Genomic DNA, 15,251 nt, shown 5'->3' with positions numbered 1-15,251 from the left:
CCGACAGCGCTAAGTTACCAACTCGTAACGCGCGAATTTCAGATGACGGAAATTCCATATCCCACTACACCGATAGGCATTGCGGTATCTCGGAGAGGGCTCTCGGCAACCCTTCCTGGCCCGACGCAGGCGACTAGCCACATCGAGGAACGCCACTTCCCTATCCTCAGGCGGAGGGACCCCTGATCGATGTCGGCAATGAGCGAGGGGTTGACTTGCCGGCGGAACATCGATAGGACTTTTAAGTCGCCGAAAACGGGGGGAAGCAGCTATGCGTATTACGTGCGGAGTAAAGCTCACACAGAGCGGGGGCGTTGCCCTGTTCCACGACGACGTGTTGGAGTTCAACGTCGAGGCGCAGAAGCTGGAGAACAACCGTCGATACAGCGACGTGGACGATCTCACGTTGATCGCCCGGATCCTGGGCGATTTCGGGTACAAGGTCTCCGACGTCGACCAGTGGGCACTGGACGGCTGGGACGGCGCCGTCCACGGGCAGGCCCACCGGCTCAACAACGGCAGCCCGGTCGACGTCCGCCTGGCGCCCTACCGGGAGACCGAGCTGGTGCCGAATCCGGCACAGCCGGGCCACCGTGGCGAGTTGCCCATCGGCGACGCCACAGTCCCGTACGTCAGCCACGTGCACGTGGCGAGCCACCTCGCCGCCGCGTACAGCACCAGCCCCTTCGCCCGACGGGGCGAGCCGAGCCTCGTCCTCGTCTGGGACGGCGGTTGCTTCCCCCGGCTCTACTCGGTGGACAAGGACGGCCGCGTCGAGCCCGGCGGCGAGGTCTTCCCGCTGATCGGGCACTTCTACTCGATGGCCTCGCAGCACTTCGGGCCGTACCGCCGCGACAAGCTGTCCCGCAACGTCGACGACCTCTCGGTGGCCGGGAAGCTGATGGCCTACATCGCCTTCGGCACCGCCCGGGAGCCGATCAAGCAGGTCCTCGGGGAGCTGTTCCACGAGCACTTCGAGGCCAACAGCCCGGCCGTCCGCAAGTACCGGGAGGAGATCATCGGCTGCGGCAGCACCGGCGAGCCCTCCCACGCCTACGTCCACGCCTATCTGGAGGACGTCCGTCGGCGCACCGACCAACTGGGCGTCTCCGACGACGACGTGCTCGCCAGCGTGCACGAGTTCATCGAGGAACTGCTCGTCGAGCGACTCGTGGCCAAGGCCGAGTCCTGGAAGGGCGACGGTCCCTGGAACCTCTGCTTCGCCGGCGGCTGCGCCCTGAACATCAAGTGGAACAGCGCCATGCGGGCACACAAGGCCATCCGGGAGATGTGGGTGCCGCCCTTCCCGGACGACTCGGGTTCGTCCGTCGGCACCGGCGCCATCCTGGTCAGCGGAGAGCAGCGGCTGACGCCGATCTCGTGGAACGTCTTCGCCGGCCCCGACCTCGTGCACAACTCGCACGTTCCGGCCGGCTGGACGGTGGCGCCCTGTCGACCGGAGGAGCTGGCCCGGCTGCTGCACCGCACCGGTAAGCCGGTGGTGGTCCTGCACAGCCGCGCCGAGCTGGGCCCTCGCGCGCTCGGGGCGCGCAGCATCCTCGCTCCGGCGGTTGACCCGGCGATGAAGGACGAGCTCAACCGGATGAAGCGTCGGGAGAGTTTCCGGCCGGTCGCACCGATCTGCCTGACCGATCAGGCGCCGACGGTCTTCGACCCCGGCACCCCGGACCCGTACATGCTCTTCGACCACCGGGTGCGCCCCGACTGGGTGGACCGGATCCCGGCGGCGATCCACCTCGACGGGACCGCCCGCTTGCAGACGGTCAGCGCCGAGGACAACCCGATGCTGGCGGCCGTCCTGCGCGAGTACCACAAGTGGAGCGGAATCCCGGTGCTCTGCAACACCAGCGCGAACTACAACGGCCGCAGCTTCTTCCCCGACGTGGTGTCGGCGATGGAGTGGGGCCAGGTCGACCTCATCTGGAGCGAGAACGCGCTGTACCGCAGAGTCACCTCGTCGGACGCGTCAGCGAGCGTCACCGGCACCGGTGTCAGCTGACATCCGGCGCCTGCCGGAGGGTACGGACGCCGGCGCGCCAGCGCGCCCCCCGCTGCGGGAGCCGGCCTTCCGTACCCTCTGGCTGGGCGACCTGGCCGCCAGGTCGGCACACCAGATCACCGCCTTCGCGCTGCCCCTGCTGGTCGTGACGTTGCTGGCCGGCAGCGGCACCCAGGTGGGGTTGGTCGGCGCGGCCCAGTTCGTGCCGGTGCTGGCGTTCTCCCTGCTGGTGGGCACCTGGACCGCCCGTACCTCGCTGCGCTGGATCCTGGTCACCGGCAACGCGGCGCGCGGCGTCGTGCTGTTCGGCATCGGGGTCCTGGCCGCCACCGACCGTCTGGTCTTCACGGCGCTGCTGGTGGGCGCGTTCCTCATCGGCTCGGCAGCGGTGCTGCACGACATCGGGTCCCAGGTCACCGCGCCCCGGTTGCTGGACGGCGACCGGCTGGTCGCCGGCAACGGTCTGTTGCAGGCCACCACGTCGGTGACCCAGATGGCCGGGCCGGCGGCGGCGGGATTCATCGTGCAGTCCGCCGGCGCCTCCTGGGCCGCTGTGGTCACCGGGGCACTGTTCTGCGCGGCGGCGATGGCGATGGCCGCCCTCCCCGCTCGGGCGCTGCGGCCGGCGACCGACCGGGGCGACGCGCCGACGATCCGGGCGGGGCTGGCCTACGTCTGGCGGAGCCGACCGATCCGGGACCTGTGCGTGCAGTCGGCGCTGTTCAACCTGCACGAGCAGGCCTTCGCGACGGTCTTCCTGGTGTACGGCGTGCGCACCCTCGGCCTCTCCGGTGGCCTGATCGGCCTGGTCATCGGGCTCGGCAGCGTCGGGGCGCTGGTCGGCTCCCTCGTCGCCGGGCGGGTCGGGGCCCGACTGCACCTCGGCCGGGCGCTGACCGTCTCGATCACGGTAGCCGCGCTCGGGTTGCTGCTGGTGCCCGCGCTCGCCACGGCCGGCACGGCGACCGTGCTGCTCGGGGCCGGCTTCGTGATCAACGGGGCCGCTCTGGCGGTCTACAACGTCCTGGCGGTCACCGTGCGGCAGCAGGTCCCCCCTCCCGTCCTGCTCGGCGCGGTGACCGCGAGCTACCGCATCGCGGCCTTCGGTTCGCTGCCGGTCGGGGCGCTGATCGGCGGGGTGTTGGCCGACCTGGCCGGAGCGACCACGGCCGTCTGGGTGGTGGCCGTCTCGCTCACCGTCTCCTCGCTGCTGCTGTACGCCTCTCCGCTGCGCACCGCGGCTCAGATGTCCGAGGTGCAGGCCCTCGCGGACACGACGACTCGGAAGGAACGGTCCATCCGGCATGGCGACTGACGTGACCGACGGCATCGGCGCCGTCGACGAGGAGACCTGGGCCCGGCTGGCCGCCGACGCCGAACCCGACGCGGCCCACGGCTACCTGCTGTTCCGCGAACGGCTGGAGCCGGGCACCGCGGTGCTGGTCACCGCCGACGACGACCGGGGGCCGGTGGCCGCGATCCACGCGGTCACCGCCGTGGCCGGGACGGGCCTGTTCAGCCACCCGTGGAAACTCCTCACCGAGGAACAGTTCCTCCGGCTCACCCCGGACGACGACGCGACCCGGATCCGCGCCGAGCACCGGGCCCTGCTCGGCGCGCTCGGCCCGGCCGCTCCGGAGTCGGGCGATCTCGCGGGCTGGCTCACCACGACCGTCGGAGAGCCCCTCGTCGTCCGCACCTACGACCGCAGTCCGCTGTTCACCGCCCCCGACGTCGACGTCACCCGCCGGCGGCAGGCCGGCCGGGAGGTCGTGGCGACCCTCCAGGATCTGGTCCGGCAGGGCCGCGCCGGGGCGGTGGTCCTCCCGTACGTGGACACCGACGACGAGCTGCTGCGTGACCTGCTGGAGGGCGCCGGCTTCGTCCGGGGCTCGGTCACCGCCGCGTCCGCGCTGCACCTGGACGGCTACCCCACCTACCAGGCGTTTCTGGACGGGCAGAACGCCGAGACGCGCCGCAACTACCGACTGGCCGAGCGCGAGGTGACCCGGGCCGGGCTCCAGGTCCGCGAGGTGCCGCTGGCCGAGCACGTCGACCGCATCGTGGACCTTGAGGCACGCACCGGCGAGCGCAACGGCGCGGCACCGAACCGGCCCCAGCTGCGGGCGGCCCGCGCGTACCTGGCGGCGGTGCTCCCCGGGGCGATCCGGGTGGCCGTGGCGGGCCGCTCCGACGCGGAAGTCCTCGCCTGCACCGTGCAGATGTACGGCCGGCACGGCTGCTGCACCCTCGGCTACGGCAGCGACTACGACGTCACCGGTACCAGCGTCGCCTACCACCACCTGGTGTTCGGGCAGCCGGTCGAGTCGTGCATCCGGGCCGGCGTGCCCCGCTACCGCCTCGGGTTCGAGGCGTTCGCTCCGAAGTTCCGCCGAGGCGCCCGGGTCGCCAAACGGGAGCTGTGGCTGTGGACACCCGATGAGCGACGGCGGGAGTCGTTCGCCCGGCTCCTCCGCTTCCTCGACCAGCGCACCACCGGCCACCTGGCTGCCTACGTCCGCTGATTCCCCTTCATTCCGCGTCGCATCCGACGCACGACCACCGGGAGACCGACATGCCGCTGGCCCCTCGTGCCATGGTGATCTCGCTGCAGAAGACCGGCACCCACCTCATGCAGGGTCTGATGACCAACCTGGGGTACAAGATGGCCGGGGTGCCCCGGCCGACCCCCCGCAACACCCCGGAGTTCACCGAAGTGCAACGACGTCAGATCGCCGCGCTCACCCTGTCGAAGGCCGACTACGACGAGCTGCTCGAGCTGGAGGGCACTGAGGAGTATCTGCTCCGCACCCAGGAGGCCTGGTCCGCGCTGGGCTGGCACTGGCAACGCCGACTGGGCCAGCACGTCGTCAACCGGTACGGGCAGACCCGCTTCGACTTCGCCGACTCGGTGATCACCAACCCGCACCTGCCGTACTCCCGGTTCGCGGACACCCCGGCCGGGCTCTGCTGGATCTTCCATGAGCTGGACATCAGCAAGGTGGACGGGTCGTTCTTCGCCGAGTGGGTGGAGACCGCCACCCCACCGCTGGTCTACAACTACCGCGACCCGCGCGACGCCCTGGTATCCATGGTCAACTTCCTGGAGGGGCGGACCCGCGAGGGGTACGGCAACTTCTACGAGTTCGACATCTTCCACCGCATCCTGACCTCCCTGCCGACCTGGGAGGAGAAGCTCGACTACGCGATGCGGGACACGTCCTTCCTCGGCCGCGACCAGTTCGAGAGGGGGCTGTGGCTGCTGCGCCACCCCGACGTGTGCAAGGTCAGCTACGAGGATCTGGTCGGGGAGCGCGGCGGCGGGTCCCGGCAACGCCAGCTCGAGGCCGTGGACCGGTTGCTGATCCACGTCGGGTCCACCGCGGACGCCGAGGAGGTCGCCGGCAAGGTCTACGACCAGAGTTCCTGGAGCTTCTTTCGGGGCACCACCGGCACCTGGCGGGAGCGGTTCACCAAGCGCAACGAGGCCCGTTTCACCGAGCTGTTCGGCGACATCCTCGAGCAGTACGGCTATGAGTGAGGCCCGCGCCTTCCTGCTGCTCGGCGGTTACCGCGTCATCGCCCGCAACTGGGGCTTCCTGGCCGACCTCGCCGGTCGGGGGCTGCGGATCCTGCTGATCACCTCGGAACAGTGGAGGGCCGACACGACGGCCGCCATGGCCCGGGGCGAGGGTCCCGGGACGTACCTCACGGACGCGGCCTTCGTCACCGGCGAGGTCGGCATCGAGGGCAGTTTCACCTCCGGTGTGGTCGCCCACGTCCAGCGCTGGCAGCAGGAGTACGACATCGTCGGGGTCTACGCCGCCGGTGAGATGCTCGTCGAGCAGACCGGGATCGTGGCGGATGCGCTCGGCCTGCCCGGGCCGGGCGTACGCGCCGCGCGAGTGTGCCGCAACAAGTACCTGCAACGGTTCTACCTGCCGCAGTGGAGCCCCCGACTGGTCGTCGTCCCACCGCAGGGGCGCGCCGGGCTCGACGTGGGCTCGGTCCGGTTCCCGGCGGTGCTGAAGCCCTCGGGCCGGCGGTCGAGCTCCGGGGTCCAGGCGGTGCGCGACCCCGCGGCCCTGCCCGCGCTGCTCACCGAGTACCCGGCGGCGGAGACCCTGCTGGTCGAGGAGTACGTCACCGGCGCCGAGTACTCGGTGGAGGCGGTCGTCCAACACGGTCGGATCGTCTTCGAGTCGGCGACCCAGAAACGGACCACCGAGGACGGCTCGGACTGGTTCGTCGAGATGGCCCACACCGTGCCCGCGCCTCCCGGCGCGGAGCACGAGAAGCTGCTCGCCGCCAACCGCGACATCGTGGGCCGGCTCGGTCTGGTCGCCGGCATCGTGCACACCGAACTCCGCCTCGACCGGGACGGCCGGCCGGTCCTGATGGAGGTGGCCGCCCGTACTCCCGGCGACGGCATCATGCCGCTCTACCACCTGGTGACCGGTCGGGCGCTGGAGCAGACGATCATGGAGGTGGCGCTCGACGAGCCGGCGGCGCACCCCCCACCCCGGCGGTACGCCCGCCAGGTCTACCTGCCCCAGCCGACCGGAACGTTGCAGGACGTGAAGCTGCGCTGGCCGAGCGTGGAGCCGCAGTGGGTGCCGGAGGGGCAGCCGTGGCCGGTCATCACACCGGGCGAAGCCGACGACCCGCCCGCCCTGCGCCACGTCATCGTGCTCAAGGAACGCGGGGCACGCCTCGGTGAGCTGCGCGAATCCGGTGACCGCGGTGTGACGTTCCTGATCGACGCCCCGACCCTCGACGACCTCGACGACCTGGAGCGTCAGGTGAGCGCGGCGATCGACATCATCGTCGATCCGTGACCACCGTCGACGGGCGTCCCCGACAAGACGGTGGTGACGCGCCGGATCGACTAGGGTCCTTCGAAAGATCGCCCCGATGAGGAGGAACCGGTGTTCATCTTGGAGCTGTCCTTCGGCGACGAACCTGACCGGCTCGCCGCCCGACCGGCGCATCGGGAGCGTCTCCAGGCCCTGCACCAGGAGGGCCGGCTGGTCATGGCCGGGCCGTTCGCCGATGACTCCGGAGCACTGCTGATCTTCGACGTCCCGGACGCCGAAGCGTTCGCCGCTGTCGTCGCCGAGGACCCCTATTACCGGACCGTCGGGGTGACGATCGCCAGCCAGCGGGAGTGGTCACCGATCGTTCGGTAGCCGGACGAGGGTGCCCCGGCTACCCATCTGGGCACCACTGGCCGCCGGCGAAGGGGTGGCACGACGCTGCGGCGGCACCGCCAGCAACAGCAAAACGCCCTGGTCGGATTATCCCGACCAGGGCGTTTCTCAAGGGTGGAGCCGAGGGGACTCGAACCCCTGACCCCCACACTGCCAGTGTGGTGCGCTACCAGCTGCGCCACGGCCCCTTGCTGTCGTCCCGGTCGCCCGGGCACTGGGAAACTATACACAGACCGGCCCGCATGGTCATCTCGCGGGGTCCCCCGCCGAGCCGGGTCAGTTGAGCGCCACGTCCGGCGGGAAGTGCGCGACGGCGGCCATCATCCCGCCCTGCCGGCGCAGCACCATCGGCCACAGGTCGTCGGGCCGGTCGACGAAGGCGTCCCCGGGCAGCCCGTCCAGCACGAACCAGGACCCGTCGGCGATCTCCTGCTCCAGCTGGCCACTGCCCCAGCCGGAGTAGCCGGCGAAGACCCGGATGCCGCCGATGCTCTCCCGCAGCCGCTCCGGGTCGACCGAGAGGTCGATCGTGCCGACCGCCCCGGAAACCTGGTGGAAGCCCTTCACCCGGCGCATCGGGTGCCGCATCCGGGCCAGGCAGATGGCCGAGTCGGGCTGCACCGGGCCACCCTCGAAGAGCACCGCCGGGTGGCGGGCCAGGTCGCTCCAGTCACCGAGCACCTCGGCCACCGGCACCTCGGTGGCCCGGTTCAGCACCACGCCGAGCGCGCCGCCCGGCTCGTGGGCGACCAGCAGCACCACCGTACGGTCGAAGTTCGGGTCCTTGAGCGCCGGAGTCGCGACCAGCAGCCGCCCGGTCATCGACTCCATCGCTCGTCCGCCGATCGCCTGGCCCTCTCCCTGCATGCCACACACCCGTCAACCGTGAGCCCGCGCCGGGGGCCGGTCATCGACCGGATCCGCCCGCCGCATCGGGTTCAGCCGCCCTGTCAACGCCATGCCTGGCACCATAGCCTGCGTGCTGGGTGCTGGCTAAGGTCTGGCCGGCGGGTGATCGGACAGTTAAGACGAAGGGCCGAAGCACCCGACGGCGGACCTCCCGGTGATCGACCGATCGGGACCACCGGCGGCCGAGAAACGCCCGAAAGGTCCGTCACATCCCGATAGATTCGGCTGATCGGGAGGGCGACCGCGGTTGCCCCTGCCCGCGACACGGAGGCGGGTGGCGATGGCAACTGTCCGGGACGCGACGTACGACGTGCTCCGCACCCTCGGTATGACCACCATCTTCGGCAACCCCGGCTCCACCGAGGAGACGTTCCTCCAGGACTTCCCCGCCGACTTCCACTACGTCCACGCGCTGCACGAGGCGACGGCCGTCGCGATGGCCGACGGCTACGCCCAGGCCAGCGGAGTGCCCGCCCACGTCAACCTGCACACCGCCCCGGGCACCGGCAACGGCATGGGCAACCTGGTCACCGCCTGGCACAACAAGACTCCGCTGATCGTCACCGCCGGCCAGCAGACCCGGGAGATGCTGCTCCTGGAACCCCGGCTGGCCAGCCGCCGACCCACCGAGCTTCCGCAGCCCTACGTGAAGTGGGCCTACGAGCCGGCCCGGGCGCAGGACATCCCCGCGGCGATGCTGCGGGCGTACGCGACGGCGGTGCAGCCGCCGGCCGGGCCGGTCTTCCTCTCCCTGCCGATGGACGACTGGGCCCAGCCAGCCGACCCGCCGCCCGCGCCGCGAACGGTGGCCACGCGGTTCGCGCCGGACCCGCAGCGGTTGGAGGAGTTCGTCCGGGTGCTGGCCGGCAGCCGCAACCCGGTGCTCGTGTACGGGCCGGGGGTGGACCGCTCCGCGAGCTGGTCGACCGCGGTCGCGCTGGCGGAGCGGCTCGCCGCGCCGGTCTGGTCAGCACCCGCCACCGAGCGGGCGGTGTTCCCCGAGGACCACCCGCACTTCCGCGGCGTGCTGCCGTACGCGATCGGTCCGCTCGCCGAGGCGCTGAGCGGGCACGACACGGTACTGGTTGTCGGCGCCCCGGTGTTCCGCTACTACCCGTACGTGCCGGGCGGGCACCTGCCCGACGGCGCCCGACTGCTGCACATCACGGACGACCCCGACGAGGCCGCGCGAGCCCCGGTCGGTGACAGCCTGCTCAGCGACCCGGGGCTGGCCCTGGCCGCGCTTGTCGAACGGGTGCCGCCGAGCGACCGGCCGGCACCCTCGCGACGGGACGCACTGCCACCGCCGGAGGTCGACAGCCCGCTGAGCGCCGACGCCCTGTTCGCCGCGCTGGCCGCACACTGGCCGACCGACGGCGTGCTGGTCCAGGAGTCACCATCCAATCTTTCCGCGCTGCGTCGTCAGCTGCGGATCACCCGCCCGGCGTCGTACTTCACGATGGCCAGCGGCGGACTCGGCTACGGCCTGCCGGCGGCGATCGGCATCGCACTGGCCGAGCGGGACACCGGGCGCGGTCGCCCGGTGGTGGCGGTGATCGGCGACGGCTCCTTCCACTACTCGGTGCAGGCGCTCTGGACGGCCGCGCGCCTGGCACTACCGGTGGTGGTCGTCGTCCCGGTCAACCAGCAGTACGCGATCCTCAAGGCGTTCGCCGAGCTGAAGCACACTCCCGGGGTACCCGGCCTGGACCTGCCGGGGTTGGACGTCATCGCGATCGCGGCCGGCTACGGCTGTGCCACGCAGGTGGTGGAGACCCCCGATCAGCTCGGCGCGGCGCTCGCCACCGGGCTGCGCGCCGACCGGCCCACTGTGTTGCCGGTGCCGATCAGCACCGACGTGCCCAGCATCCTCTGAGCCGAGTCAGCGCGGTGCGATCGACAGCGGGGCACCGGTGAAGACGTCCAGCACCGGCCGGCTGCCCAGCGGCGCCGCGAGGGTGACGGTGACCGGCTCCAGTTTCAGCAGGGCGATACATTCGCCGGTGGCCCGGGTGACGCCGCCACCGACCACCACGACGTCCGGCCGTTCCCACACCAACGGCATGATCCCGGTGTCGCACGCGCCGACGCCGAGCCGCACGGTCAGCCGGGCGCCGTCGACGGCGGCCAGGTCCTGGGCCGCCACCAACCCGTCCGGCAGCGGCCGGGCCGGCGCGGTGGGCTCGGGGACGGGGGTGACCGCCGTCGGCGCGACGGCGAGCCGGACCACCGGGGTGGCCAGCTCCTTGATGGTGAACAGCCAGGCCGGGACCTGCGCCACGCCCCGACTCGTGCGCACCGGCACGGCGCCGAACGTGACACCGGTGACGGTGAGCGGGAGACACGCGGTCTGCGTGCTGCTCGTGGCCCACCCGTCGGGCCCCGGTTCGACGGTGGGGCCGCCGGGGGTTGGCCGGCCGGGCTGCTTCGGCCGCCCCGGGCAGGGCAGTGGGTCACCCTGGTCGAGCTGCCGGTACGCCTCGGCGGCGCTGACCAACGGCAGCGTCAGCCGTCCGTCCGGAAATTGGATCTCGCCGCCGACCCGGGTGGGCGGTATGCCGACCTGCTCGCGGTACCACCCGGCCCGGAAGGCTGCCTCGGTCTCGGGGGTGAAGCCCGGGTCGCCGGTGAGCAGGGTCGGCCCCTCCAACGGCACGTAGCCCGTGCGCCAGGCGGGGCCGGGCCGCCACGCCTCGGCGACCTGAGCGGCCCGCTGGTCGAACGCCTCCGCGCCGCGCGTCGGGCTGCGCGGGCCGCCGGCCGGACCGGCGTCGGTCGCGGCACAGCCCGCCACGAGCAGCAACGGGAGTACGAGCAGCAGAGCAGGCCGATTCATGTACGGTTCGACGCCTCCGCCGACCGGCCGGTTCCCGACCTGGGCTCAGGTCTCGCCACCCAGATCCGTCTGGTACGCCTCCCAGAGGAGGTCGGCGCCGCGCCGCCGATGCCGGGCCAACCGCCGCAGCAGGTGCCCGGCCCGGTGCCGCAGCTCATCGGGGTGCGTCCCGGGCCGCTCAGCGACCTGCTGGACCGCCAGGATCGCGGCGACGATCGCCACGTGCTCCCGGGTCAGCAGCCGCACGCCGTGGACCAGTCGCGGCGACTGGGTGAGCAACTCCCGGTAGAGGCCGGTGGAGCCCTCGGTGACCCGGACGTGCTCGGCGAAGCCCTGGCGCACCGGACGCAGCCGAAGCAGAACGTCTTCGCGCCAACGCGGCTCGATGCTGGCGACGGCGACGGCCCGGCCGAAGGCGTGCACGTCACCAGCGAGGCCGGCCGGGCGCGGCTCGCCGGGTAGACCGATGGCATGTGGATCGGCGGGTAGCCCCGCTGGATGCGCGACGCGCGGTCGGGTGACGAGTGACGGCTGCTGGACCGGACCGGTGACCATGGCACCTCCCGCGCGGCGGCGCTGCTACCCCATACCGCGATGGTGAGGCTGCCCGGCACGCCCTGTCCAGGGCCCTGAGCCGTCTCTTCTGCCCCGTTGTGCCCACCGACCCCATCAGCCACGCTGGTGCCGCCCTCAGCACCGCACAGGCCCTCTGGGACGTACGACCGCCTCAGTCGGTCGACGGGCGCTGTGCCAGTCGGCGCAGGTGATCGGCCACGACGCGCGCATCGCCGGCCCGCTCGTCGCTTGGTCGACCCGTCGTGATCGCCTCGGCCAGCGCCCGCAGCTCGGACGGCGGCAGCACGGGCAGCCCCATGCCGCGCAGCGGGATGGTGACCCCCCGGGCACTCCCCGGGTCGGTCGCGAGGATGGCCCGCACCTGCGGTTCGCCGGCCGGACCTTCGTCGCCTGCCTCGCGGTACGACACCGCGCCGGACTCGATTCGGGCGGTGGCCAGGTCGACGGTGCGGGTGCGCAGCGCACCGCGTACCCGTGCCCGGCTGCCGTCCAGCCAGGCGGCCGTGCGGAGCACCCGCAGCACCAGGTAGAGGCCGAGCAGGACGAAGGGCAGGCCACACAGGCCGATGAACGGGCTGGGACCGGACTGGTTCGGGACGGCTGAGTCGCGTAGCGCGGGCGGCAGCAGCCCCGGTGGCAGGTCGCGAGCCTCCTCATAGGAGGCGAACGCGTCACCCGGGCCGGTCAGTCGGCGCAACAGCCCGTCGGCGACGAGGGGCAGCGCCACGAACGCCGCGCCGACGGCCGTGAGGAGGACGCCGGCCGCCACCGCCACGACGCGCTGGCCGGGCGACGCGCCGACCGACAGGCGCATCTCCTGGTTGGTCACAGGGGGCAGCGTAAGACCCCGCGAACAACGAAGCGCCCCGGCTGGTGGGCCGGGGCGCTTCGTTCGAGGTGGTGGAGGTGCCGGGAATCGAACCCGGGTCCTTCGCCGGTTTGTCAGGGCTTCTCCGAGCGCAGCTCGCTGTGCCTCTACTCGGCCCCACCGCTCACGCGAGCAAGTTGGTGTGACGGGCCCAGTCGCTGATTAATCTCGCCGCACGGACCCCGCGACCGGGTCCGATTGGCCAGCCTCCTAGCTGATGCCGGCTACTGGGACGAAGGCGTTCCCAGACCGACAGACTTAGCTACTCGCCTCAGGCGGCGAGAGCGAAGTCAGCGCGTTGGTTATTGGCGCTTATAAAGTTCCGACGACCGATTCTCGAGACGACGTCGGCTTCCTCGGCTCGCTTCCCCTGTCGCTGCGTACGAAGTCGAAACCAGTCACCCCCTCGACAGGCCGCCGATGTGGCGGCACTGACAAGACTAACGCCTGCCGCAACAGCTTTCATCCCGAGCCCCGGGCCGGCACGCCGACCCGGACAAACAGGATGAACTAGTCGTCCATGCCCTTGCCGCGTCGACCGGACACCCGGGCGATCTCCCGGTCCGCGTCCCGCTTGGCGAGGTCCTGACGCTTGTCGTACGACTTCTTGCCCTTGGCCAGGGCGATCTCGACCTTGGCCCAGCCGTCCGAGAAGTAGACCTGCAACGGGACGATGGTGAAACCGCCCTCGCGGGTCTTGCCGAGGAGCTTGTCGATCTCGCCCCGGTTGAGCAGCAGCTTGCGGGTACGCCGGGGCTCATGGTTGGTCCAGGTGCCCTGGGTGTACTCCGGGATGTGCATCGCGTGCAGGAACAACTCGCCGTCACGTTCCTGCGCGAACGCGTCGACAAGTGACGCTCGCCCGGCTCGAAGCGACTTGACCTCGGTGCCGGTCAGCGCCATGCCCGCCTCGTACGTGTCGAAGATGGCGTAGTCGTGACGCGCCTTCTTGTTGGAGGCGACCACCTTGCGCCCCTTTTCCCGTGGCATCGGTGCCACCCCCTCTCCTCCGTCCGCGGCCGGGTTCACCCCGGCCGGACAACCGATCATGCTACCCGAATGACAAGGACCCTCCCGCGCCGTTTATTTCCGGCTGCGGGAGGGTCCTCGGGAGACGACGGGACGACCCGTACGGTGCCTAGACCCGCAGGTAGAAGCGCAGGGTGATCCAGGCGGTGCCCGCGCTGACCAGACCACCGACGCCAGCCATCAGCGGGAAGATGAACAGGATGTCGCCCCAGGTGATCGGCGAGAGCAGACCCTGCAACGCGCTCAACGACCCGTCGAAGAGCAGGTACTTCGCCGCGACCAGGGCCACCAGACCGAGCAGTGAACCGATCAGGCCGGCCACGACGGCCTCCAGCACGAACGGCGCCTGGATGAACCAGTTGGACGCGCCGACCAGCTTCATGACCGCCACCTCACGCCGTTTGCTGTACGCGGCCACCTGAATGGTGTTCGCGACCAGCAGCAGGGCGGCGATCGCCATCACGATGGCGGCAGCCAGGGCGATGTTCTGGATCGAGGTGAGGATGTTGAAGATCTTGTCGAGCAGTCGACTCTGGTCGATGATCTCCTCGACGCCCGCGGTGTCCTTGTACTGGTCGTAGACGTCCTTGTACTGCTCCGGGTTGTTCAGCTTGAGCCGGAACGCCTCGGGCAGCTGGTCCGGCTTCACGGCGTTCACCAGGTCCGGCGCGTCCTGGTACATCTCCTTGAAGCGCTTGTACGCCTCGTCCTTGTTGACGTAGAAGACGTCCTTGACCAGGGGGTCGCCATCGAGCTTGGTCTGGAGGTCGGTGCGCTCCTGCTCGGTCACCTCCTGGGTCAAGAAGATCGAGACTTCGATGTTCTTGTAGTAGAGGTCCTTCATGTCGTCGACCTGGCGGTACATGAGACCGCTGGCGCCGAGCATGGTCAGCGAGACCGCCATCGTGATGATCATCGCGATGGACATGGTCACGTTGCGCCACAGTCCGACCAGTACCTCGGACAGGACGTATTTCACGCGCATCGGGATTTCCTCCGGGTCTCCGGCATGAGGTGTTCGTCGTCAGGCTGCGCAGGGGTGGAGCGCCGGCTCACCCGTAGACGCCGCGGGCCTGGTCACGCACGATGCGACCGCTCTCAATCTCAACGACGCGGCGGCGCATCTGGTTCACGATGTTGGAGTCGTGGGTGACCATCACGACGGTCGTGCCGGTGCGGTTGATCCGGTCCAGCAGGCGCATGATCTCGATCGAGGTGTCCGGGTCCAGGTTTCCGGTGGGCTCGTCCGCCAGCAGGATCAGCGGACGGTTCACGAACGCCCGGGCAACGGCGACCCGCTGCTGCTCACCACCGGAGAGCTCGTGCGGGTAGCGGTGCTCCTTGCCACCGAGCCCGACCAGCTCCAGCACCTCCGGCACGACCCGGCGGGCAACCGCCTTCGTCTTGCCGATCACCTCGAGGGCGAACGCCACGTTCTCGTAGGCGGTGCGGTTGGGCAGCAGCCGGAAGTCCTGGAAGACGCAGCCGATCGAGCGCCGGAAGTGGGGTCGCTTCCAGGAGCGCATCGACGTGACGTCCTTGCCGTTGACGACGACGCGCCCCTTGTTGGGGGCCACCTCGTGCAGCAGCATTTTGATGATCGTGGACTTGCCGGAGCCGGATGGACCGATGAAGAAGACGAACTCGCCCTTCTCGATCGAGACGGACACGTTGTCGAGCGAAGGCCGGGACGCCTTCGGGTACGTCTTCGTCACTTGCTCAAGCTGAATCACGGGTGGTGAGTCTACGCGGTGTAACAACTGAGCCAAGCCCCACGCCCCGCCGATCCGGCACGAGTCGTCG

The 15,251-nt window shown here is 70.6% G+C and carries 14 protein-coding genes, 1 tRNA gene and 1 other RNA gene; 7 read left to right on the top strand and 9 right to left on the bottom strand.

Features of this window, described 5'->3' with window-relative positions; all coding sequences use genetic code 11:
• Positions 1-271 precede the first annotated feature (271 nt).
• From ACQRWP_RS33360 to ACQRWP_RS33335, 6 genes are all read left to right on the top strand, one after another.
• Positions 272-2,020, top strand: a complete 1,749-nt coding sequence (locus ACQRWP_RS33360; protein ID WP_430500091.1) for a carbamoyltransferase N-terminal domain-containing protein — start codon at positions 272-274, stop codon at positions 2,018-2,020.
• Positions 2,010-3,335 (top strand): MFS transporter, encoded by a 1,326-nt coding sequence (locus tag ACQRWP_RS33355; RefSeq protein ID WP_430500090.1) that lies wholly within the window; start codon positions 2,010-2,012, stop codon positions 3,333-3,335. The genes ACQRWP_RS33360 and ACQRWP_RS33355 overlap by 11 nt, the downstream gene beginning before the upstream one ends.
• Positions 3,325-4,545 (top strand): hypothetical protein, encoded by a 1,221-nt coding sequence (locus tag ACQRWP_RS33350; RefSeq protein WP_430500089.1) that lies wholly within the window; start codon positions 3,325-3,327, stop codon positions 4,543-4,545. The genes ACQRWP_RS33355 and ACQRWP_RS33350 overlap by 11 nt, the downstream gene beginning before the upstream one ends.
• A 50-nt stretch (positions 4,546-4,595) precedes the next feature.
• Complete coding sequence (locus ACQRWP_RS33345) at positions 4,596-5,561, top strand: hypothetical protein (RefSeq protein ID WP_430500088.1); 966 nt, start codon at positions 4,596-4,598, stop codon at positions 5,559-5,561.
• On the top strand, positions 5,554-6,858 hold the full coding sequence (locus ACQRWP_RS33340) for an ATP-grasp domain-containing protein (RefSeq protein ID WP_430500087.1): 1,305 nt from the start codon (positions 5,554-5,556) through the stop codon (positions 6,856-6,858). The genes ACQRWP_RS33345 and ACQRWP_RS33340 overlap by 8 nt, the downstream gene beginning before the upstream one ends.
• Before the next feature lie 90 nt (positions 6,859-6,948).
• Positions 6,949-7,209, top strand: a complete 261-nt coding sequence (locus ACQRWP_RS33335) for a YciI family protein (protein WP_430500086.1) — start codon at positions 6,949-6,951, stop codon at positions 7,207-7,209.
• Between the two features lie 136 nt (positions 7,210-7,345).
• Here ACQRWP_RS33335 and ACQRWP_RS33330 read toward each other — a convergent pair.
• Positions 7,346-7,418: transfer RNA gene (locus tag ACQRWP_RS33330), tRNA-Ala, on the bottom strand.
• A gap of 88 nt (positions 7,419-7,506) precedes the next feature.
• Positions 7,507-8,097: a YqgE/AlgH family protein gene (locus ACQRWP_RS33325; protein ID WP_112582369.1), complete on the bottom strand. Its 591-nt coding sequence runs from the start codon at positions 8,095-8,097 to the stop codon at positions 7,507-7,509.
• A gap of 322 nt (positions 8,098-8,419) precedes the next feature.
• Between ACQRWP_RS33325 and mdlC the strand changes: the two genes are divergently transcribed.
• Positions 8,420-10,015 carry a benzoylformate decarboxylase gene (mdlC, locus tag ACQRWP_RS33320; protein WP_430500085.1) on the top strand — a complete coding sequence of 532 codons (1,596 nt, stop codon included), beginning with the start codon at positions 8,420-8,422 and terminating at the stop codon, positions 10,013-10,015.
• A 6-nt stretch (positions 10,016-10,021) separates the two neighbouring features.
• On the opposite strand, the gene ACQRWP_RS33315 is transcribed toward mdlC, so the two are convergent.
• From ACQRWP_RS33315 to ftsE, 7 genes are all read right to left on the bottom strand, one after another.
• Complete coding sequence (locus ACQRWP_RS33315) at positions 10,022-10,975, bottom strand: hypothetical protein (RefSeq protein WP_430500084.1); 954 nt, start codon at positions 10,973-10,975, stop codon at positions 10,022-10,024.
• Positions 10,976-11,020: 45 nt separating this feature from the next.
• A complete protein-coding gene (locus ACQRWP_RS33310; protein WP_430500083.1) occupies positions 11,021-11,530 on the bottom strand; it encodes a hypothetical protein in 510 nt (169 codons plus the stop codon).
• Positions 11,531-11,702: 172 nt separating this feature from the next.
• On the bottom strand, positions 11,703-12,380 hold the full coding sequence (locus tag ACQRWP_RS33305; protein ID WP_430500082.1) for a hypothetical protein: 678 nt from the start codon (positions 12,378-12,380) through the stop codon (positions 11,703-11,705).
• A 69-nt stretch (positions 12,381-12,449) separates the two neighbouring features.
• Positions 12,450-12,825, bottom strand: a transfer-messenger RNA (tmRNA) gene (gene ssrA / locus ACQRWP_RS33300).
• Positions 12,826-12,929: 104 nt separating this feature from the next.
• Positions 12,930-13,409: an SsrA-binding protein SmpB gene (gene smpB, locus ACQRWP_RS33295; protein WP_430500081.1), complete on the bottom strand. Its 480-nt coding sequence runs from the start codon at positions 13,407-13,409 to the stop codon at positions 12,930-12,932.
• A 148-nt stretch (positions 13,410-13,557) separates the two neighbouring features.
• A complete protein-coding gene (ftsX, locus tag ACQRWP_RS33290) occupies positions 13,558-14,433 on the bottom strand; it encodes a permease-like cell division protein FtsX (RefSeq protein ID WP_430500080.1) in 876 nt (291 codons plus the stop codon).
• Between the two features lie 67 nt (positions 14,434-14,500).
• Positions 14,501-15,181 (bottom strand): cell division ATP-binding protein FtsE, encoded by a 681-nt coding sequence (ftsE, locus tag ACQRWP_RS33285; protein ID WP_030331491.1) that lies wholly within the window; start codon positions 15,179-15,181, stop codon positions 14,501-14,503.
• Positions 15,182-15,251: the final 70 nt, after the last annotated feature.

It is taken from the genome of Micromonospora trifolii (assembly GCF_050516465.1).
Taxonomy (GTDB): Bacteria; Actinomycetota; Actinomycetes; order Mycobacteriales; family Micromonosporaceae; genus Micromonospora; species Micromonospora trifolii.
The sequence above is the reverse complement of the archived record's forward strand: the minus strand, read 5'-3'. Positions and strand labels throughout refer to the sequence as shown.